The following is a 19,456-nucleotide window of genomic DNA, read 5'->3' on the forward strand; positions in this document are numbered from 1 at the left end:
TGACGCCTTTGTGCGATTTCACACGTGGGAGGAGCCGGCCGTGCATTCCAGCAAGTTCACTTCCGGTCGGGAACCAAGCAACACCGGATCGAGCCTCTCATGGCGATTGCCGCGACGACACGTCTGACAATCGAAATTCCATGACACATTCGGCAAATATCACGGAGTGTCTGCCCTCGAACCATGCGAATGCGATGGCGAGTCGTATGCCTTCGGCCACGACAAGCCATCCCTACGTGACGATTGCAATTCCCACGTATAACCGGGCCGCCCTATTGAAGGGATGCATTGCGTCAGCCCTGGCGCAGACCTACCCCCATTTCGAAGTCCTCGTTTCGAACAATGCTTCGCCCGACGATACCGCACAGACCTTGGACGAATTTAGCGACCCACGATTGCGCGTCATCACCCAGGAAACGAACATCGGCCTGCTCCCGAATTGGAATGCATGTCTCGCGAATGCCCGAGGCGAATACATCATCCTCGTCTCCGATGACGACAGAATAATGCCGTCGCTGCTCGAGCGATGCGTGGCCCTCATTGACCAATACCCGCAACTTCCAATCGTCATTACCCTAAGCAATCTACATGCGGCCTCGCTCGGCCAGACGCGCCCGCCGCGCGTCAGTCGGACTCTCGATACCGGCATTCGGGACGGCACCACGATTCTGAATGCGTTCCTGACCGACCAGATCACCGTTAATGTATGCGGCGTAGTGATGCGCACTGCCCTCCTGCGCGAGCGCGGCGGCATCCCGCTGGATCTACCGCACACAGCCGACGTCGCTGCATGGGCGCCGCTGCTACTTCTCGGCAAAGCAGGTCTCATCAACGAGGCCTGCGCGACCTACACCTATCACGACGATTCCGAGACGGCTCGATTGGGGGTGGAACAGCTTCTGCACGACGGACGCAAGGTAGCCGATTTGATCGCGCAGACTGCGGAATCCAGTGTCCAGGACACACAGCTGCGCAAAACCATTCAGCTCCAGGCCCAGCGCTGCTTTGCGCGTCGGGGACTGATCACGCTGACAGATTTTCGTAAGGGCGGTGCGAGCATAGTGGAGATGTCGAGCGTGGCTTGGCAATTTCGTCGGGATCTCCACGGCGTGAGCCTGCAAGCCGTCCTTCGCTTTGTTGCTGTCGCCCTTTGTCCGCCGTTTCTCGCCGCCCGCCTGCGTCGCCTGAGGCGCAGCACCCCGGAACAACTCGCTTGACGGCAACGGCACGGATTGTGGCCCGTCTCCCGGCCCACGCGTCTGACAGCAATCGCACGGTCGGCCACAGCTTGTCTGCCTAAACCGTTATTGATGCCTCTCAAATTCGGCCGGCTCTTGCACCATAGGCTGCCCCGAAAGTCATTGGTTTTCCGATCGAGCGGACCGGACGCGAGATGAATGCGATGGTGATCTGTTATGCCTGATTCCTTGCCTGCATCATGAGCACACCAGCCTTGCCCGACTCACCCAGCCGCCTCCTCGTCGATTTAATGGTCATGGCCATGCGGGCGAGCGTCATGGGCTGCAAATTCGGCCTCACCCTGTTCATTGCCCGCTATCTTGATCTGTCGTCGCTGGGTCTCTATGGCCTCGCCGCCGGCGCGATCGCAGCCGTTCCGATCGTGGTCAATCTCGGTATGAACCACCTGCTGATGCGCGACGCCGTAACGGCCTCCACCAGCGAAATGATCGACAGCATGCGCCACTATTGGTGCTTCGTGGTCTTAGCGTACGCGGTTCTTCTGACGATCACGACGCTGGTCACCGTCCTCTTCGGCATTCCGCCTCTCTGGATCCTCATCGTCGCCGTGATCATGTTCGAGCATGTTGGCAACGACATTTTCTACCTCCTTTCCAGCCTGCAGCGGCACGTCTGGGCGAACGCCATCGGTTTCATCCGCGGCGCGGCCTGGATCCTCTTCTATGTTCCGCTCGCCATTTGGGACACCAGCTTCAGATCGCTTCCGTATCTGTTCGGCTTCTGGTTGGTGGGAGGCGTTGCCTCGGTGGGGCTGTTCGCTTTCCTGAGCCGGTCATGGCCATGGCTGGTATCCTTCTCCCGGCCGTTCAGACGGTCAGTGATCACCGACGCGATCCGAAAGTCCTTCCTCATGCTGTTGAGCGACCTCGGCTTTATTACGAGCCAGTATATCGACCGCTACCTGATCACACTGTTCCTGGGTTTGAAAGTCGCCGGCATCTACTTCCTTTTCTGGACGGTCGGCAGTTCCGCAACCACCTTCCTGGCTCTGGTCCTTCAACAAAAGCAGCGCCCATCGCTGATCAGCGCATATCGGACTGGCGGCCCCTCGGCGCACCGTCAGCTGGCCTGGCGCTTCCTGCGGACAACCGCGCTCGCGACCGCTGCGCTCAGCACGGCGGTCGGATTTACCTTCCAGGTCCTTCTGCCATGGGTCGCTCAGCCCGCGCTCGTCGCCCAGTGGTCGGCATTCTGGTTGATCGTAGCTGGACTGGCTGTTCGTTATATGGCCGATTTCGGCGTCTTGGCCTTGTTTACAGCGCATCTTGACCGCCTGACGACGGTCACGAACCTGGCCTCGGTAGGGGTTCTGGTGATAGCGCAATTGGCGCTGTTGCCGCTCGCCGGACTTCATGGCGCCGGAGCGGCAATCCTGTTGACGTCGCTCATCATGGCACTATGGCGCTACTGGTTGCTGTTCGGCTTCCCGATCTCGAACGCCTATTCCCGCCGAGTGGGCGCCTAATTGCAGATTCAGAGCGAACTCAGGAATGTTCGGCAATTAGTCGTAGCTGAGACCATCGGCGTAGTCAGTCCGCCTGAATAGGCAATCTACCTCGAGCAGCGACGCTGGATCCCGGGAGTAGTAGGTCACCGGACGCAGCTGGCTCAGCGTAAAGCCAGCCTCTCGCATGAAGCGGAGTGCTTCATCGAACTTCCAGGTATCCTCATAAAGATGGATCAGGGGCAATTCGAGTTGAACGCCAAGCAGGCGATGGAGGGAGTTTGCACCCCCGCGCAGGACGCTCTGCTCAAATCCCTGCGTATCAACCTTCAGGAAAACACGATCGCCGACGAACTCCTCAAATATCGAATCGAGCGTGGCGATCTGGACCTTGTCGACGCGAACCACTTGGGATTCGTAGATGCTGCTCCGACCGATCTCTGTCTGGTTGACGATCGAGCTCATGGCCGTGTTCCTGCTCACATTGATCTGGATGATGCCGTTGACATCGCCCAGCGCCAAGTTTCGGCACTCCCATTTCCGATCGGCCTCGCACCCTTTCTCGAGTCTCTTGAACACATCAACCACAGGCTCGAAGGAGACGATCCTCCCTGCATAACCTTGCGATTTGAGATCGTGTACGAACTGGCCCTCGTTCGCTCCGACGTCCAGAACAAGGTTTACGGAACGGGATCGGAGGAACTCCGCCAAATTCGGATGATGACGGCGAATTTCGTATCCTGCTGACCTCACGAACGATTTCAGTCGGTCTTTCACCACCATGTTTCTCTGCTCCTGTCAGTTTTCGTCCAGCTCGGTTCGGCCGTTGATATCGCGCGGAGATGGGACAGACGGCTCACCGCCTGCCGAATTGGCTTCGACGCCATCTCAGGAGCGGTGACACAATTGCTCTCCCTACCTGGGTCCGCCGCAGGCCGACCTTCACCAGGTCCAAGGCCGGCGACGGAAGTGGCGGCATCAGGTCATCGCGCGTGAAGAACATTCCATCGCCCCGATCAACGTCACATTCAGCGGCCTCTCTCACGCGATCGCGCCAGGAGGCCAGCTCATGCAGGGGGATTGGACCTTTTTCCATCCAGTCAGGCTGCAAGCCCTTCGCAAGCGCTCGGTTCGCCTCGTGCTTGAACAGCCCCGGCTGCTGTTGACGTATCGCCAGTCGCTTGGATATCTGCGCCGGCGAGCGATATGGGAAATGCTTCAAACGTATCCGCGATGAAGATGTCCGTCCGCGATTATGTGGCCAGATCAGTCCGCCCCAACGGAGATCGCCTCGATGGCGAACGAATCGCGGTTCGCTCCAGTTGTTCTGATAGTACCTGAGCCGCTCCTGCACGGGGCGGGCGAGCCATTCAGCCGGGTTCTCTTCGTAGTTCTTCAAATCGGCGTCCGTGAAATAGAAATTCATTGTCGCCGAAAGAACGAAGCCATAGCTTTGGGGCACGTTCTGAAGGAACTGCGCCGGATCATCGATAAAGAACTCGTCAGAATCGAGCCTGCACCACCAGTCCCCCGGCGACGCTACGTGCCGTCGCGTTTCAAATATTTCCCCACGGAGCTCATCGGTGAACGTCCGACCGTCGTGGCCAACAAGCTCGATCTTGGGATAGCAATTCGCGAGGTCTTGAAGCGTCTCCCAGGTTCCATCGACGCTTCCATTGTCAAAAACGAAGATCCGATCGCTCCATTCAAGAGCCGCTTTCAACGTCTCGCCGACAATGTCGTTCTCGTCTCGAACGCAACAAATGCTGAATATCTTCATGTCGAGGATTACCCTTGGTACCGGCGACGGCTACCCACGCGTCACATGGCACTCTCATGGCACTATTCTATTCACCCCTTCAGTGGAGGCATTCTGGGTGATCGTGCGCCAATCCCGCCGCCGTTTTCCTCGTAGTCGGCCCATCCGACGGGATGAAGCCCCCTCACCCCATCCCCTCTTTGAACGGCCATCAGCAAGTTCTTGATCGGATCGTGATCCTCAACGGCGGTGACCGGGTTTGACGCCGGATACATGGTGCTCTTAGCGAGCTCGGGACCGAAGATGCCACCTAAGCCAAGCAGAATTCCGCCAGCGACTGCCAATGCGACAAGCTGCGAGGCTTGCGGAAACATCGGCTCTTTTGGCGTTATCGCCTTCTGCACCACTCTAAGACTGGAGAGCTGGCTCTTCTTGGCCACTTCGGAGCTTATCTGCTCTTCGAGAATACGAGTTGCATACTGTGCGGCGGCCGACGACGCGGTTGTGAGAACTCGTTTCAATCTCCCGTATTCTGCTTCCTTTGCGGAAAGCGACGCCAGCTCCTTGTTTACCTTCTCGAGCTCGGTACCGAGCTGATTCAGGAGCTCCATCTGCCCATTGAGTTCGGCATTCAGCTTCATCAGCGTTGCCATGTTGTCCTGGTAAACCTTGATCAGAAGCAACGGCGGCTGCTCCTCAAACTGCTCCGGCGGCTTTGCGACCGGGTCAAGACCCTTACGGCCATCCTGCCCTCCGAGCGTGGTTACCATCCGACTGACGGCCTTGTTCTGCGCAACGGGCCGCAATACGGCCAATTGATCGGCGACCGACAGCTTCTGCCCCTTCTTGTCCTCGATCGCTCCTCGCGTCGTGGCGATCAGTGCAGACAGATCACTGGCACGCTTGAGAAGCAGCTGCCGCTGGTCGTCGACGGCATAGATCGAGGCCTCGACGGAGAAGCGCTTCAGTTCTGCAGCTGCTATCTCGGCATCCTCCTCCAGCCGCTTCGTTTGCTGCTGGAAGAACTCCTGTGCACCTGGCATTTGCACGTCGAGGCTTTGCACGGTGACCAACGCGTTCGCGAGCTCGTTCAGATAGCTCGCGGCGACCACCGGATCCCTGTGACGGAATGTTATCCTCAATAGATCGGAGCGCCCCTCCTGTTTCGCGTTCACGCGGTCTCGCAAGCTGAGAATGCCCGCTTGGTTGCGCTCGATGTCCTCTTCCGTCTCGTCAACCGGCTTCGCCTGCGCCTTCGGTTCTGCAGTCTCTTTGGCGAACACGTCTCGAAGATCAATCTCCCTTCCCCAGGCCATAACTCTGGCCAGGAGCGTCGGGTTTGAGTCGGACGATAGTCTCTCGTAACCGACATTCTTCGCCGCCTCCAGGATGACCAGATCGATCTTGGCGATGCGCGACAGTGATTCCATTCGGCTTTGGAGGTCAACGCCCTCCCCGAACGGCGTCGCCGCCGTGTTACTGGAAGATCGTTCCTTGATCCCCTGCCCGGCGCGAAGCAAGACGTATGCTTCGTAGCGGTCTCCAACCGCAGCGTAGTAAAGAAAGGCCGCGCCGGACGTCAGCAATAGGCATAGATATATGACCCATTGCCGACGCCATAACAGACCGAACGCGCTGGCTAATACACTGCTGGTGCCACGTTCCACTGTCGACTCCAATTCTTCTGACAGCTTAAGGTCAACCGAAGCGTTCAGACGGGTATTGACGATCGTCAACTCAGACTTGGCAATTCCCGACATGTTGATCCGACAGGTCGGTCCCGGATAGGGCGCTCCCGTTCGGAGGGGCGACGCGGAACCGAAAGGTTAGAAGCGCGGAGTACGCCTGCTGTGAACGATCTAGCTCTGGAAAGAGAGGGTACACCGCACCTCGCTTCCGGTTCGACGACCATGCAGGGTCGCTTCTTCGTGGTGACCTGCTTTGGGCTCGTCTTCCTGAACTGCCTGACCTTTCTCTATCATCTCACCGGCTCGACGGTATTCAACGTCCTGAGCAATTCGACAAGCCTGCTTCTGATCCTGTGGTCTGCGCGCCACGTGCTGATCGCGAACGAGAGAAGCTATTTTTACAATGCCCTGTTGACGCTCGCTTGCATCTTCACAGGCGCGAGCTACCTGGTGAACTTTGGCGCTTTCGAACTGTCCGATGGGTTGAAGCTTGTCTCAATCTACTCGTTCTACGTAGCGGGCCGCGGTATGGCCGAGCGGGTGCAGCCGCCCGAAAAGCGTTGCATCTATGTGCTCGCGGCATTGCCGCTCCTGTTCAAGGTGATCGGCCACACTCAAGTCTACACCGGTATCGAATATCCTGACGTGTTCTCCTACTTTCCGAACACAAACACGGCAGCGCTGTACTTCTCGGCCCTGTTCTTTGCCTTGTCTCCCTGGTTCGGAAACAAGGTCCTGGTCGCACAGTTCATAAACGCTGCCATCATGAATCGTGTTGGCCCAGCCCTGGCGACCATCATCTCCATTGGGCTTTGGTCTTTTTTCCCATTGCGACCACAGGTCTTCGTCGCGCTCATCTTGTTGGCATGCGCTAGCGTTGCAGCCTACGCCGTCGGCGCGCTGGATCGACTGATAACCGGGTTGAACGCAATCGCGCTGATCTGGAGCCTCGATCCGAGCACCGTCGCTCGAATGGCGACAAAACAGTTGATCGATTTGACCGGAACGACGGACATGTCTGCGTTCTTCCGCGTCACACACTGGACGAACATATGGCAGATATATTCGTCGCTCGAAATCGGCGGAATATTGTTCGGATATGGCGCAAGTCAGACCGGCGTCCTTACTGTCCTGCCGCTGCCGCCGCACAATGACTACCTGCGCGTATTGGCGGAGTATGGGCTGCTGAATTTTCTGGTCTTCGCCATCTTCGTCTTCACCATCGTTTTTTCGCTGAAGGATCGGGCGGCGAAGACTATGTACACGGTGCTCCTCATCTACTTTCTATCCGAGAACCTCATCGATAATTTCACATCGATGACGTTGTTCTTTTGCTACGCGGGCCGGTTTACGTCGCCGAAATGGCTCGCGCACAGCCCGTCCAGCGCAAGAGCAAGGAAGTGCAGTTGATGGACTTCTCAATGTCCGATCTCATCAAACAGAACACTCCTGGGAATAGCGAAGGCTTTCCTGCAGGCGTGCCCCCAAGCTACAATTGGTACCAGGGTTGGAATGACGGTGGGCTCTGGTCGCCGCCCGCGGATTTCACCGCGGTCGAAGGCTGGGGACAAGTCTATCCGAAGGTGGGGGCACCGCCCTATTCAAATCCGGACGCGGCCGTCGAGGTCGCCAACGCCAAGACCTATGTTCGCTTCAAGCACGCCGGCGAGTGGACGTTGGTCCAGGACCAATCAAGAACGCAGTTGACTGGGGGACATTTCGTCCCGGACTTCGTTGGCAATGTTGCCATTCCGATGAAAGCCACCCCTGTGACCGGCACGACGATCGCCTTTGGCGCGCCTCCGGCCGGCTACAACAATCATTTTTGGTACAAGGCGCGCGGAACCTACCCGGCTGGCGCTGTGGATGCCGTCTATGTCCAGATGGAGATGAGGGTTACCGATCCGAACCTGCATCTCGTGGCCATGGTCGGCGCCGACTGGTGGCGCGACTCACGAGCACCCTATCTTGACGACCACAGCAATAATCCGGGCGTCGGTGGCAGCAACTGGATCGAACTTTCGACCCAGTGGAAGACGATCGGATTCTATTCCATGAGCGGTGATGGCTTTCGCGCGAGCCCAGCTCCGCCGCTGCGCGACTTGGTGAGAGAGGTGCCGCCCACCCGCCCTCCAACACCCACGCCGAGCGGCGAGAATTCCATCCAAAACGAACCGGGTGAACCTGCCTCCACCTCCAGAGAGCAGAAACACACCACCGCGAACGGAACCGACCGATCCTCTCCAGCGGAAGAGACCTGGCAGCAGTCTATCAACTCCAGTTCACGCACCATGCTCGCCGATCCAACCACGACAGTCCATGCGTTGTCGAACGACTGTCTTTTGGCTTTCGCCCTGACCCTCGGAGCACTGGCCAAAGTCCGCTGGAGTAACCCGCCAAGTCGCAAACGAATAAACCGGGCGTGACAGCATGACGGCTAAATCGTGGAAAGTGCCTGCTCTTCGTGTCGCGTCCGAGGAGATGCTGCATCTGGATCTGCTCCGATTCATCGCCTCCATCGGGATCGTTGTTCGACACTCGTTTGAGTTCTTCTTTCCCGCAGTCACTCGGTCGGCCCTACCGAGCGGCCTCGCCCTGTTCGTCGACCTCTTCTTCGTAATCTCGGGATTTGTGATCGCCCATGTCTACCAGGGAAAAGTCGGCACTGTTTCCGACTACGGGACATTTCTCCAACGACGTGTCGGTCGGCTCATGCCGCTGCACTGGCTGACGCTGGCGGCTTCTATCATTGTCTGGTCCGTATTCGTCGTGCTCGGCAAGGCCGGAAATCATCAACCATCCTTTGAAGCAACATGCATCGCGGAAACCGCCCTTCTCCTCAATGCGATGCTAACCTGCGGCAACGGAATTTCGTTCAGCAGTGTATCCTGGTCGATTGGCGCGGAAATGGTGATGTATCTGATGTTTCCGCTCTTCGCCTGGGCAGCGGTCAGATCAAGGCTTGGGCTTCTGGCGGCGTCCTTCCTTGTTCTTGTCACCATGATCGCCGTCGATCTCACTCACAATTCCGTCGACCGCTCGTGGGTCGACGTGTGGCCGCCCTTCAGGGCGCTTCCTTCCTTCATGATTGGTATTTGCCTGTTTTGCTTTCGGCACAGAATTCAGATCATTCCTGCGCCGGGGCGAGCTTTGCTATTGTCAATGGCGCTATTGCTGATCTCGATGATCACCTATACCCATCATCTCATCTCGCTGGGGCTCGTCTATGTCGTCGCGATCACCGCGATGGCGGCCGATCAGAGAACTGCACCACCCTTTGTGAAGCGCCTAGCTCCCTTAGGCCAACTCACCTATTCAATCTATATGTGGCATTCCCTGGTGATTCTGATTGTCATGAATGCAATCGCCGACAAGCTCTTTCACGCGTCGCCCGGCCTGATGGTCCCGTTCTGCATAGTTTCCTGGTTGATCATATTCGCTATCTCCTATTTCTCCTACTTTGTGATTGAAACGCCGGCTCGGCGCTATATCGACGGTCTCGGGCGAGCGAATAAGCGTAGCGTCGCAGACGTCGTTGTATCCGAGAACGAAGGGTTACGACGTCAAACAGGCTAACCGTAGCAACACGCGGCTGATCGGCCCCAAATCGCAGATCCATTCTTGACGATCGTCAAGTCGGCCGCGCGCCCGGTGCCTACGATATGAGAAGACGTTTAACTGGTTATGGGTCGGTCCATGTCTGACACTTGCCATTTTGTCCCGTCCTGCTCGCCGCCCGCTGCTATTGCGCGTAACGTCCTCGAGCGATCTGCCTCGGGTTGGCTCCTGTCGCTCGGCCTCATTGGAATTCTGGCCGTCTCCACGGAGAGTGCCGATGCGGCGAGCGGGAGACCGGACGCCGTCACCTCTGTGAGTCTCGCTTCGAGCGTCATCGCGCAAAACAGCGTTGGGTATAGCCAGGCATATCCTGCCGGCGCCCCCAAGACATCCTCCTGGTGCAACGGCGCCTCCAAGCCCGAGAACGGCGAACCTCCCGCCGACTTCACTGCCGTCACGGGAATTGCATCGGTATTTCCGAAATTCGGGGCGAACACACCGAACAAGGACGGCAAGATCCTCGTCGCCAACGGAAAGACATATGTACGCCTTCGCAGCACGAAGGAATGGATCCTGGTGCAGGACCAGACAGAGAACGAGATCGTTGGAGCCCATTTTGACGCGATGGTTCCCAAGAACGTTGCTGTCCAGATGAAGATCGAAGTTCAGACGGATGGAGGCACCCTTGTTGACGGTCCCCCTTCCGGCCGCAACGACCTGATGTGGCTCGTGAGACGCGGCGGTTTCGCCGCCGGAGCCGTCGATTCTGTCTACGTCCAGATAGACATGAAGACGACGGACCCCGAAATGAAAGTGGTTGCCAACGTTGGGGCCGACTGGTGGCGTTCTCCGGACTCGCCGCACAACGGCGCCAATAATCGAGGGGCCGGCAACAGCAACTGGGTCGAGCTCTCCCCAGATTGGTCCACGCTCTACTTCTTTTCGGGCAGCACCGCGCAGTTTGTCGCAGACCCGCCTCCACCCCTGGCCGAGTCTCCGCTTCCTGCTACAGCCGCCGGCACGCAGCGCACTGCAGCTGGACCCTCGCCGTGTCTGCGGACCTTGACGCCGCGATAGGCACCCTAACGCAGTTGATACTCGCGATTTCCGTCGCCGAAATGTCGCGAGGAGCTACATCGATATCATCGGGTCTGTAGTCTCTCGATGTAGGCTTTTGAATATACCCTTGCTTTCGTTAGTGCATTGCCGCGTGCAGTCTTTGGAATGAGGCCCTTCATGTCATTAACCACATACGGTTCGAAGTCCTCATCCTCGATGTTGGTAAGACGCGGCGTCTCACTGCAAAGACCGCTTCAATTTGCCATTATGGCAGGCGACTTCCTGCTCATCCTGCTCAGCTATGTTGCCGCCAACCAAATTCACCGCAAATTCGTGGCAACACTGGCCGAGCGAGAACTTTCGGTCGGCGTCGCGTTGCTTGTGGCGACCGCGTTCGTCGCGATCGCCTTTTTCAGAGGATGCTACGATAACCACAATCTGGCCAATACGAGCTGGCAGTTGCGTAAGGCCTCATCCGTGTGGCTTCTCTCACTCGCGATTCTCGCATTTTCTGCTTTCCTGCTTAGATCGACCGCCGAGCTCTCCCGCATCACTATCGTTCTGTTTGCAGCGGCCGGCCTTGTCGGTCTGGGCGCGCATCGCGCGATCTGGCGCCTCGCCTTGAACTCTTCTTTCGCGCGAAGACATTCCGTCAAACGAAGGGTCGTGCTGATCAGCGGCGAGCCGCTCGACTTTACTTCAAGCCGCTTCAAGGACTTGCGCAAGAACGGCTTTCAGGTGGTACGTCACTTCGTTCTGGGCGCTACGCTAAAGTCTGACGACGCAGCAATTGAGCGCGAGCTGACGACCATCATTCGAATTTCGCGCACAGCAGGCGCCGACGAATTTCTTCTTGCCTTCAATTGGAACGACCTGCCGCTGTTTCAACACCTAAGCCAATGTCTGCGCCAGGTGCCAAATCCGGTTCGCCTGCTGCCGGATTTTGAAATCGCCGACCTTGTATCGCGGCCATTCGTACCCATTGGCGGATCAGTCGCGATCGAAATCCAGCGAGCGCCTCTTTCGGTCAGCGAGCGAGCCTTGAAACGCGGCGTCGATATTGGTCTTGCCTCGTTCGGATTGTTGTTCCTTGCCCCTTTGCTTGTCATGACGGCGCTCCTGGTCAAGCTCGACTCCCCGGGCAGCATCATATTTCGTCAGACGCGCCGCGGCTTCAACGGCGGGTTGTTCGACATCTGGAAATTTCGCAGCATGACGGTCTCGGAGAATGGTTCCGAGATCAAGCAGGCAAGCAAACAGGATGCGCGGGTTACCAGGATCGGGCGGATCTTGCGCAAGACCAGCATCGACGAATTGCCTCAACTGTGGAACGTGCTGCGCGGAGAAATGTCGCTAGTGGGTCCGCGGCCGCACGCTCTCGCGCATGACAACTATTACGACCAGATGATTGGCAATTATGCCTGTCGCCGTCACGTCAAACCCGGCCTCACCGGCTGGGCTCAGGTGAACGGCCTTCGCGGCGAGACACCTACCATCGACCTGATGAAGAAGCGCGTTGAGTTTGATGTCTGGTACGTCACCAATTGGAGCATTTGGTTAGACATTCGCATCATGATCCGGACCGTGGTAACGCTCTCGGGTCAGGACGTTTATTGAACCATTCTTGTCGTAGCTCGCGACGCGGATCGCGCCGATTCCGGCATCGATCTGCTCGAATTGCAGGTGGGAAAGGAAGGACTGAAGAGCTTCCCCGCAGAAATCCTGTGGTGCTCGACTTATTGATATTTGCGGTGGCACAACGCAGAGAGTCCGAGTTGAGTGCCGCGATCACCATTCCCATCGCCCGCCGGAAGACCTAGCAAAAGCATACCGACCGCGCGCAGCTCTCTCGTTGATTTTCGCCGCGAGACACGCTGCCAATCGGTGCCACCCTTTGCGGGATTTCAGTACGAACGTTTTACGAATTTCGCCACTCGTCGCACGGCGTGCGACCACAAAAAGTGTCGCACGAGACCCGTTCTGTTCTCAACGCCTCTGCCAATAACGCATTGAAGAGAAATGAGTTTTTGGTGGTGGGCGCACCAGGGCTCGAACCTGGGACCCGTTAAGAGTCAGCTGCTCCGATCCCAGGACGCTGCATCACTGATCGAACAAGCCGTAGGTGTAGCTGCGCGAATGCGTGGCCGAAGAAGCGGCGCCCCGCGACCGCCCCGACCACTTCGGAAAACTCGCTCTCGTTGGATGTCGGAAGATTTTTCTTGATCTCCCGGTGCACACGTCGTGCATACGCCGCCTCTTAACCGATTGAAACTCCAGAGCTCTCGCTCCAATCCATCATGGGCAAGTTTAAGCTAGCTCCAGCAATCACTGTCCGATTGGAGCCCAATCAGAGAAAGGTTCGTCCGTCACCCCTGCCCCATGATTCCACCCATCGAAAAGCAGTGGGGCGGAGAGAGTGGGAGTCAAACCCACGATTTTCGATCATTCCACTTCGAGCAATTCAGAGTACTGCCTTTGCATCCACGCCAAAATTGATCGCAGACAGCGAAAACTCTTGATGCGGCGGGCGCGCTTCTCAGAGGTTGTGACCTGGAAACGGCTGTCGGCCTACAGGGGCTGAAGCCACGGTCGCACACCGTCGAACTCAACTCATCGATGAAGAATTCCAGCATCTATGAGACGATTTTTCGCGCTTCAAACATAGGAAAAGCCGTCGAGCGGCCGGCACAATCGACGCGTAAATCCCTCAGCGCGAGTAATTCTCTTTGATGGATCTGAAGCGTATCGAGCTTCGGTCGTGGTCAGGCTGCTGCCCTACTTCGTCGAATCAAGTGTCGGAAACTGCCGCCGACAACGCGCCCGCGCAGTTGGCCAACTCGAACCAGACGGCATTGAAGGGACGAACTCGTTCCTAAGCAGCAACAAGAATCTGTCCTCCCGAGGACTGCGTTCCGGCCTTGAGGGCCGTCTGGCCAGCAACCAGGCGGGATAGGCCTAATGGCCTAGTCCGCTCGGATGCGAGCGATCAATTGGTGTGTGGGACCGTCAGCGTCTCGCCTCGGAAGGACTACCCGAATGGATGTAGCCGATGTAATGGCTGCCAGACGAAGCGCTATATCCGAACTGACGACTGGGCTTTCGACCTTCCCGGGATGACATTCTGTCTGGAGTGCAGAACCCGTCCGATTGCATGGAGCGATTGCGATGAGGGAGGCCACGATGGTTTTTTCGCGGATGTCGGATGGGATCCGGCCGCATCACGCCTCTCATCGGCACGATGGGTACGATGGTGACGACGAAGCGGGTCCGGCACCGAACGCCCCGTTCCTGACTGACGCGGTCGGCGGTAGCGCCCTGGTCCATGGCCCCGGCCCGTTTGCAGGTCCTGGAGCGCACCCCGCGAACGCGAATACCCAGCATCATGACTCCGACCCGATTCAATCCAAACATCCCATATCGGGGGTCGACACGGGCGGCCACGTCGGCAACCACGCCGCGGTGGGCCTGGATGTTTCGTCCACCACGCCCGCTTCCGGCGCATCACATCCCGGGATGGGCATTGCTAAGGTCGAGAGCGGAGCGAACACGGCCGGGAACGGCGGAGACGGCTACTTTTACGGAAGTATCATTCACGCGTCCCTGTTGATCTATGAACCGATCAACATCTCGGTGAGCTTGGGATACGGCTCGGTCGCCCTGGCCAACCAGTCCAACAATTTGAATGTCGATCAATCCGCCTTTCAGATGGCCGGCGTCGGCGGCCATGGCGGCAATGACAACATTGCATCGGGAGGCAGCATCAGTACTTCCTTGACCGCCGGCGTGATCGCGAGCGGCGACAACGGCGCCGGAAACGGCGGCAACGGCTATTTCTCGGGTGCGATCGTGGACGCTCCCGTGGTGATCTATCATCCGATCAATATAGCGGTGGCGGCCTCGGGCGGCTCTGCGCATGCAAGTCAATCGAACACGGTGGACATCGATCAGTCGGCCACTCAGATCGCGGGCGTCGGCGGAAGTGGCGGAAATGGCAACGTGGCCGCCGGCGGCAGCGTCATGACGCTCGATCCCAGCTGGGGATCAAGCAACGGAGGGGGCGTCCCCGACGTTCAAACCGGCGGAAGCCAGGCCGGCAATGGCGGCGACGGCGCGTTCTACGGCGGGCTCGTCCATTCCTCCGTCGTGGTGTACGACCCGATCAACATCGCAGTCGCGGGCTATGGCTCCAACGTTCATTCGGTCCAGACCAATGACGCCTACGTGGATCAATCCATCATTCAGATCGCCGGCATTGGCGGGCACGGCGGCAACGCCAACGCCGCGGCGGGCGGCCATGCAAGCCTTCTTTCCCATGGCTTGTGGGGCGGCTCAGACACGATCGCGACCGGTTCGAACGGCGCAGGCAATGGCGGCAACGGATATTTTGCCGGCAGCCTGATCGATGTCAGCGTCGCGATCTATGCACCCATCAATATCGCAATTGCAGGTCCCCATTCGACGGCCGTAGCCGACCAGGTCAACAACGTGCACATCGACCAGAGCGCGATCCAGATCGCCGGTGTTGGCGGGGACGGCGGCAACGGCAATCTCGCGCTGGGTGGCGATCTTTCCGCCCATCTTCTGTCGGATCTTCACCTGTTGGGATAGCGAAACATCGCGCCGCTCGCACAAGCCCGATTACGAGCTGCGTCGACACTCCGCGCATGCAAGCTCGCCCTGCGGGCCCTCGAGGATGTTTCGAGCTCCGGTGTTGCGCGACGAATGTCGTACTTTCGTACGTAGGCCCGCCAAACCGGATGGTGTCCGATTTGACACCTATCGCCATCGCGCGTGGGCGGATCAGACTTGCCGCGCGCGTCCGCCTGATCGGGATGGATGATGCACGAAAGCCAACAGAAACAGGGAGGCCCCAAATGTTGCCCAAAGCGATCCACATCTCGGACTCGATCGAATTCAAATCGATCAACACCGGTGGTCAAAGCGTCGGAAATGGCGGCGACGGCACCTTCAAGGGAGCCATCATCAGCAAGCCGACGCTCAACTTCGATCCAACCAACAAGGCGGAAGGTGCCGACGTGCACGTGAGCACCGGCGATCACGTCAAGCAGACGGCAGATTGGGATGCCGGCGGCGCCAACGCGAAGGCCTCGGTGTTCTCGAAGGCCCATGGCGGAGACGCCGAGTCGAACGGAAGCCAGAAATCCTACAGCGGTTACGATACCTCCAAGGTCTACGCCAATACGGATGCGACCCAGATCAACAAGGTCTCGGTCGACCAGCACCAGGAGGTCGTTGCCGGCATCGGCGGCAATGGCGGAGACGGCAACGCCGCGGTGGGCGGAGAGGTGAGCTTCCATCTCGATGCGTTCTGACGACCGGCTCGTCCGACTGGCAGGACCGGTGGCCGCCGCCACCGGTCCTGACGTTCGAACCGATACCCCGCCGATACCGTTGGCAGATGACGTTGGCCATCGGTCAAGTGCGCCGGACCTCGATTTCAGGCGGTGACGATCATGCTGATGCCGCCCATTCGGCTCCCCATCCTGCCGCAGATCGGGACGCCACTGCACGCGGCCCTCCGGTCCTGCGCGGGACCGCTCGGTCTCGTATTCGCGTATAGCTGCAGCTACAACCTGCTTCTGTTTGCGCCCTCCATCTATCTTCTTCAGATCTACGACCGGGTGTTGTCGAGCCGGAGCGGCGACACGTTGCTCCTGCTCACGCTCATTGTCGCGATCACGGTGGTCGTCGGCGGCGTGTTCGACGCATTGCGGCGCGCCGTCCTTGGACGCCTTGGCGCCTGGCTCGACGATCGCCTTCGTCCTTGCGTGCTCTCGGCCGGCCTCGAATCGGCGCTTCGCAGCGATTGGACGCAGGCGTCGGGCGCATATCGGGATCTCACCGTGCTGCGCCAGTTCGTCGAGTCCGGCGCATGTACGATGCTGTTCGACGCGCTCTGGGCGCCCTTGTTCCTCCTTGTCCTCTTTCTGATCCATCCCCTGCTTGGCGTGGTGGGCGCCTGCTGCGTCGCCTTCCTGTTCGCGCTCACAGTTGCCGGAGAGCTGGTCACGGAAGACGTTCTGCTCAGATCCGGCGCCGCGCTGTCCAGAAGCTGCGGCCGCCTCCAGACTGCAGCGAGCAACATCCACATGATCCGAGCCATGGGAATGCTCGACAACGCTGCGCGTATGATCCACCGTGACGCGCAGCACGCGCGCAGAGAGCACGATGTGGCACTTCGGCGAGGCGAGATCGTCTCACTGGCCGCCAAGCCGGTTCGCGCGCTGTCGCAGGTCCTGATCATGGGGGCCGCCGCGTGGCTCGTCCTCGATCACGGGAAGAGTCCGGCAATCATCTTTGCTGCCACGCTGATGTTCAGCCGGGCGCTCGCGCCGGTCGAAAGTGCGGTCGCAGGCTGGAAATCACTCGTGACGGCCGTGAGCGCATGTCAACGGCTCGGCGCACTTCTCGCCGCATTCCCCGTCGCCCGGCAGCAGAGCGCGGAGGTTTCTCCGCTGCAGGCGCAAAGCGGCCTCGTCGTCGACAATGTTGGCGTGAGGCTTGCGGGGACCAACCATCTTCTCCTGAACGGCGTCTCGTTCAGCCTCATGCCCGGAGAATGCCTTGGCATCATCGGTCCGTCCGGGTCGGGCAAGTCCTTGCTCGGCCAGGTGATCGCCGGGCTGTCGATGCCAACGCATGGCCGTGTCGTCCTCGACAATACCGACGTCTCGCTGCTTCGCGAGGGCCGAAACGGCGACCGCCTCGGATATCTCCCCCAGGACATCAACCTGCTCGGCGACACCATCAACGACATCATCGCACGCCTTGAAGATGCCGACCGGCGGAAGGTCATCGAAGCGGCCAAGCTCGCCGGTATCCATGGGGCGATCATGCGCCTGCCGCTGGGTTACGACACGGTGGTTCAGAGCGAAGCGACCTTCTCGCGCGGGTATCGGCAGCGCCTCGGTCTTGCCCGCGCCTTTTTCGGCAGTCCACGTCTCATCGTTCTCGACGAACCCAACGCCAGCCTCGACTACGGGGGCGAGCGAATGCTCCTGGATGCCATCGCGCGCATGAAGCTCGCAGGCGTCATCCTTGTCGTCGTCACTCACCGGATGGGTCTTCTCGCCGCCACGGACAAGATTGCCATCATGGAGGACGGTGCGGTCGCCGCGTTCGGCGACAGCGAGGACATCTTTGACCAGCACCTGAGCCGACCCCAGGTTACTTCGCAGATTGCGCCATGATCTGGAACTCTCTCACCATCTGGAAGATTCCCGCCGTCTCGAGGCTTCCCATGATCTGGGACCAGCTCATGCGAGCGCCGGCAAGCCCCCCGCCCGCCCGGCGATTTGGCGTCGTGGTGACCGCAATCGACGATTTCGAACCTCTGGAATTTCCATGGTGCTCGACGCCCACGCCGACCTCTCCGCGCGGAAGGCTTCGCGGCATCACCGTCGCGGGCAATCTGCTGGTGCTCTGCTTCATGCTGGGGCTTGGTACATGGGCGAGCCTCGCGCCTCTCGAGAGCGCCGCGATCGCGTCTGGCGTCCTGGAATCGGAATCGAGCCGCAAGACGATCCAGCATCTGGAAGGCGGTATCGTCAGGAAGATCCTGGTTTCGGATGGCGATATCGTGCGCAGCGGCCAAACGCTGATCGCGCTGGACGACACCCGGGCCGGCTCGGAGATGCAAAGCCTCCAAGGTCAATTTTGGGACGCAGCTGCTCGTGCCGCACGGCTTCAAGCCGAGCAGCAGAGATTCGAGAGGATCGCAATCCCGGACGCGCTGGAACAGGACAGCAGGCAGAACGGAGTGGCCGCCGCTGCGGTGTCGGCGCAGCAGTTCATTTTTCAGGCACGCACGCAGGTTCACGAGTCGCAGCTTGCGGTCATTCGCGAACGAAGGCATCAAGTCGAGAAGGAGATCGAAGGTCTCAAAGCTCAGGGAACCGCCACCGGGCAGCGGGTCGACATCGTTCGGGAGGAACTGGATATGGTCGCGACCCTCGTCAACAAGGGGCTCGAACGGCGGCCGCGGCTTCTGAACCTGCAGCGGGAGCTGGCCGACGTCGAGGGCCGCCGCGGCGAGATCGCCGCGCAGATTGCCCGCGCCGGGCAGGTCATCAGCGAACAGCAGGCCACATTGTTCAAGCTCGAGAGCGAGAGGCAGAACGAGATCGCACAGTCGCTTCGTGAAGCACAGAACCAGATATTCCAGCTCCGCGAGCGGTTGCTTGCGGCCAGGGATCAGCTATCGCGAACGGAGGTCAAGGCGCCCGAGGACGGCGTGATAACCGATCTGCGGGTTCATACAGCCGGCGGTGTCATCGGAGCAGGTGCTCCGCTCATGGACCTAGTGCCCCGGCAAGACCGTCTCATCGTAACTGCGCGCCTGAGGCCCGAGGACATCGATGTGGTTCATCCCGGCCTCAGTGCCGAGGTTCACCTCGTACCGTACAATCAGCGTCGCGTGCCTCGCCTGAAGGGATCCGTCGTGCACGTATCCGCAGACCGGCTCCTCGACAAGCGTACCGACCAGCCATACTACGCGACCAAGATCCGGATCGACGATGGGCAGATCGCGGCAAACGACATCCAGATCGTCCCCGGCATGCCGGTTCAAGTGTTCATCACGACCGGGCGCGGCACCGTGGCTCTCTACGCGCTCAGGCCCCTGCTCGACAGCTTCCGTGGTGCATTCAGAGAGGACTAAAGCGCGAT

Annotated in this window: 14 protein-coding genes; 11 read left to right on the forward strand and 3 right to left on the reverse strand. The window is 59.2% G+C overall.

Annotated elements, in window-relative coordinates; genetic code table 11:
- The first annotated feature begins 206 nt into the window (after nt 1–206).
- Both BM118_RS07280 and BM118_RS07285 read left to right on the forward strand, forming a co-directional pair.
- Nucleotides 207–1,217, forward strand: coding sequence for a glycosyltransferase family 2 protein (locus BM118_RS07280; protein WP_092183521.1), 1,011 nt, complete (start codon nt 207–209; stop codon nt 1,215–1,217).
- Between the two features lie 221 nt (nt 1,218–1,438).
- Nucleotides 1,439–2,725: a lipopolysaccharide biosynthesis protein gene (locus BM118_RS07285; protein ID WP_143099438.1), complete on the forward strand. Its 1,287-nt coding sequence runs from the start codon at nt 1,439–1,441 to the stop codon at nt 2,723–2,725.
- A gap of 36 nt (nt 2,726–2,761) precedes the next feature.
- Here the strand turns inward: BM118_RS07285 and BM118_RS07290 are convergent, their stop codons facing one another.
- From BM118_RS07290 to BM118_RS07300, 3 genes are all read right to left on the reverse strand, one after another.
- Entirely contained in the window at nt 2,762–3,487 is a 726-nt protein-coding gene (locus tag BM118_RS07290; RefSeq protein WP_092183525.1) for an FkbM family methyltransferase, read from the reverse strand.
- A 73-nt stretch (nt 3,488–3,560) separates the two neighbouring features.
- Nucleotides 3,561–4,484: a glycosyltransferase family 2 protein gene (locus BM118_RS07295; RefSeq protein ID WP_092183527.1), complete on the reverse strand. Its 924-nt coding sequence runs from the start codon at nt 4,482–4,484 to the stop codon at nt 3,561–3,563.
- A 71-nt stretch (nt 4,485–4,555) separates the two neighbouring features.
- Nucleotides 4,556–6,223, reverse strand: a complete 1,668-nt coding sequence (locus BM118_RS07300) for a GumC domain-containing protein (protein ID WP_092183529.1) — start codon at nt 6,221–6,223, stop codon at nt 4,556–4,558.
- 90 nt (nt 6,224–6,313) lie between these two features.
- Between BM118_RS07300 and BM118_RS07305 the strand changes: the two genes are divergently transcribed.
- The 9 genes from BM118_RS07305 to BM118_RS07345 all read left to right on the forward strand — a co-directional run bounded on the left by BM118_RS07305 (nt 6,314) and on the right by BM118_RS07345 (nt 19,448).
- Nucleotides 6,314–7,561 carry an O-antigen ligase family protein gene (locus BM118_RS07305; RefSeq protein ID WP_143099439.1) on the forward strand — a complete coding sequence of 416 codons (1,248 nt, stop codon included), beginning with the start codon at nt 6,314–6,316 and terminating at the stop codon, nt 7,559–7,561.
- 11 nt (nt 7,562–7,572) lie between these two features.
- Nucleotides 7,573–8,577, forward strand: a complete 1,005-nt coding sequence (locus BM118_RS07310; RefSeq protein WP_143099440.1) for a hypothetical protein — start codon at nt 7,573–7,575, stop codon at nt 8,575–8,577.
- Between the two features lie 4 nt (nt 8,578–8,581).
- Nucleotides 8,582–9,727, forward strand: a complete 1,146-nt coding sequence (locus tag BM118_RS07315) for an acyltransferase family protein (RefSeq protein WP_092183535.1) — start codon at nt 8,582–8,584, stop codon at nt 9,725–9,727.
- A gap of 120 nt (nt 9,728–9,847) precedes the next feature.
- A complete protein-coding gene (locus tag BM118_RS07320; RefSeq protein WP_143099441.1) occupies nt 9,848–10,786 on the forward strand; it encodes a hypothetical protein in 939 nt (312 codons plus the stop codon).
- A 249-nt stretch (nt 10,787–11,035) separates the two neighbouring features.
- Nucleotides 11,036–12,385 carry an undecaprenyl-phosphate glucose phosphotransferase gene (locus BM118_RS07325; protein WP_244550076.1) on the forward strand — a complete coding sequence of 450 codons (1,350 nt, stop codon included), beginning with the start codon at nt 11,036–11,038 and terminating at the stop codon, nt 12,383–12,385.
- A 1,563-nt stretch (nt 12,386–13,948) separates the two neighbouring features.
- Entirely contained in the window at nt 13,949–15,376 is a 1,428-nt protein-coding gene (locus tag BM118_RS07330) for a hypothetical protein (RefSeq protein WP_244550077.1), read from the forward strand.
- 266 nt (nt 15,377–15,642) lie between these two features.
- Nucleotides 15,643–16,101, forward strand: a complete 459-nt coding sequence (locus tag BM118_RS07335; protein ID WP_025575093.1) for a hypothetical protein — start codon at nt 15,643–15,645, stop codon at nt 16,099–16,101.
- A gap of 141 nt (nt 16,102–16,242) precedes the next feature.
- A complete protein-coding gene (locus tag BM118_RS07340; RefSeq protein ID WP_092184340.1) occupies nt 16,243–17,979 on the forward strand; it encodes a type I secretion system permease/ATPase in 1,737 nt (578 codons plus the stop codon).
- Nucleotides 17,976–19,448 carry an HlyD family type I secretion periplasmic adaptor subunit gene (locus BM118_RS07345; RefSeq protein WP_092183543.1) on the forward strand — a complete coding sequence of 491 codons (1,473 nt, stop codon included), beginning with the start codon at nt 17,976–17,978 and terminating at the stop codon, nt 19,446–19,448. The genes BM118_RS07340 and BM118_RS07345 overlap by 4 nt, the downstream gene beginning before the upstream one ends.
- The last annotated feature ends 8 nt before the right edge of the window (nt 19,449–19,456 follow it).

The organism is Bradyrhizobium sp. cf659 (assembly GCF_900113725.1).
Classification (GTDB): Bacteria; Pseudomonadota; Alphaproteobacteria; order Rhizobiales; family Xanthobacteraceae; genus Bradyrhizobium.

Bases quoted from the DNA above. Each gene is read 5' to 3' on its own strand.
- BM118_RS07280 (WP_092183521.1), top strand. From the start codon at position 207: ATGCCTTCGGCCACGACAAGCCATCCCTACGTGACGATTGCAATTCCC.
- BM118_RS07285 (WP_143099438.1), top strand. From the start codon at position 1,439: ATGAGCACACCAGCCTTGCCCGACTCACCCAGCCGCCTCCTCGTCGAT.
- BM118_RS07290 (WP_092183525.1), bottom strand. From the start codon at position 3,487: ATGGTGGTGAAAGACCGACTGAAATCGTTCGTGAGGTCAGCAGGATAC.
- BM118_RS07295 (WP_092183527.1), bottom strand. From the start codon at position 4,484: ATGAAGATATTCAGCATTTGTTGCGTTCGAGACGAGAACGACATTGTC.
- BM118_RS07300 (WP_092183529.1), bottom strand. From the start codon at position 6,223: ATGTCGGGAATTGCCAAGTCTGAGTTGACGATCGTCAATACCCGTCTG.
- BM118_RS07310 (WP_143099440.1), top strand. From the start codon at position 7,573: ATGTCCGATCTCATCAAACAGAACACTCCTGGGAATAGCGAAGGCTTT.
- BM118_RS07315 (WP_092183535.1), top strand. From the start codon at position 8,582: ATGACGGCTAAATCGTGGAAAGTGCCTGCTCTTCGTGTCGCGTCCGAG.
- BM118_RS07320 (WP_143099441.1), top strand. From the start codon at position 9,848: ATGTCTGACACTTGCCATTTTGTCCCGTCCTGCTCGCCGCCCGCTGCT.
- BM118_RS07325 (WP_244550076.1), top strand. From the start codon at position 11,036: ATGGCAGGCGACTTCCTGCTCATCCTGCTCAGCTATGTTGCCGCCAAC.
- BM118_RS07330 (WP_244550077.1), top strand. From the start codon at position 13,949: ATGGTTTTTTCGCGGATGTCGGATGGGATCCGGCCGCATCACGCCTCT.
- BM118_RS07335 (WP_025575093.1), top strand. From the start codon at position 15,643: ATGTTGCCCAAAGCGATCCACATCTCGGACTCGATCGAATTCAAATCG.
- BM118_RS07340 (WP_092184340.1), top strand. From the start codon at position 16,243: ATGCTGATGCCGCCCATTCGGCTCCCCATCCTGCCGCAGATCGGGACG.
- BM118_RS07345 (WP_092183543.1), top strand. From the start codon at position 17,976: ATGATCTGGAACTCTCTCACCATCTGGAAGATTCCCGCCGTCTCGAGG.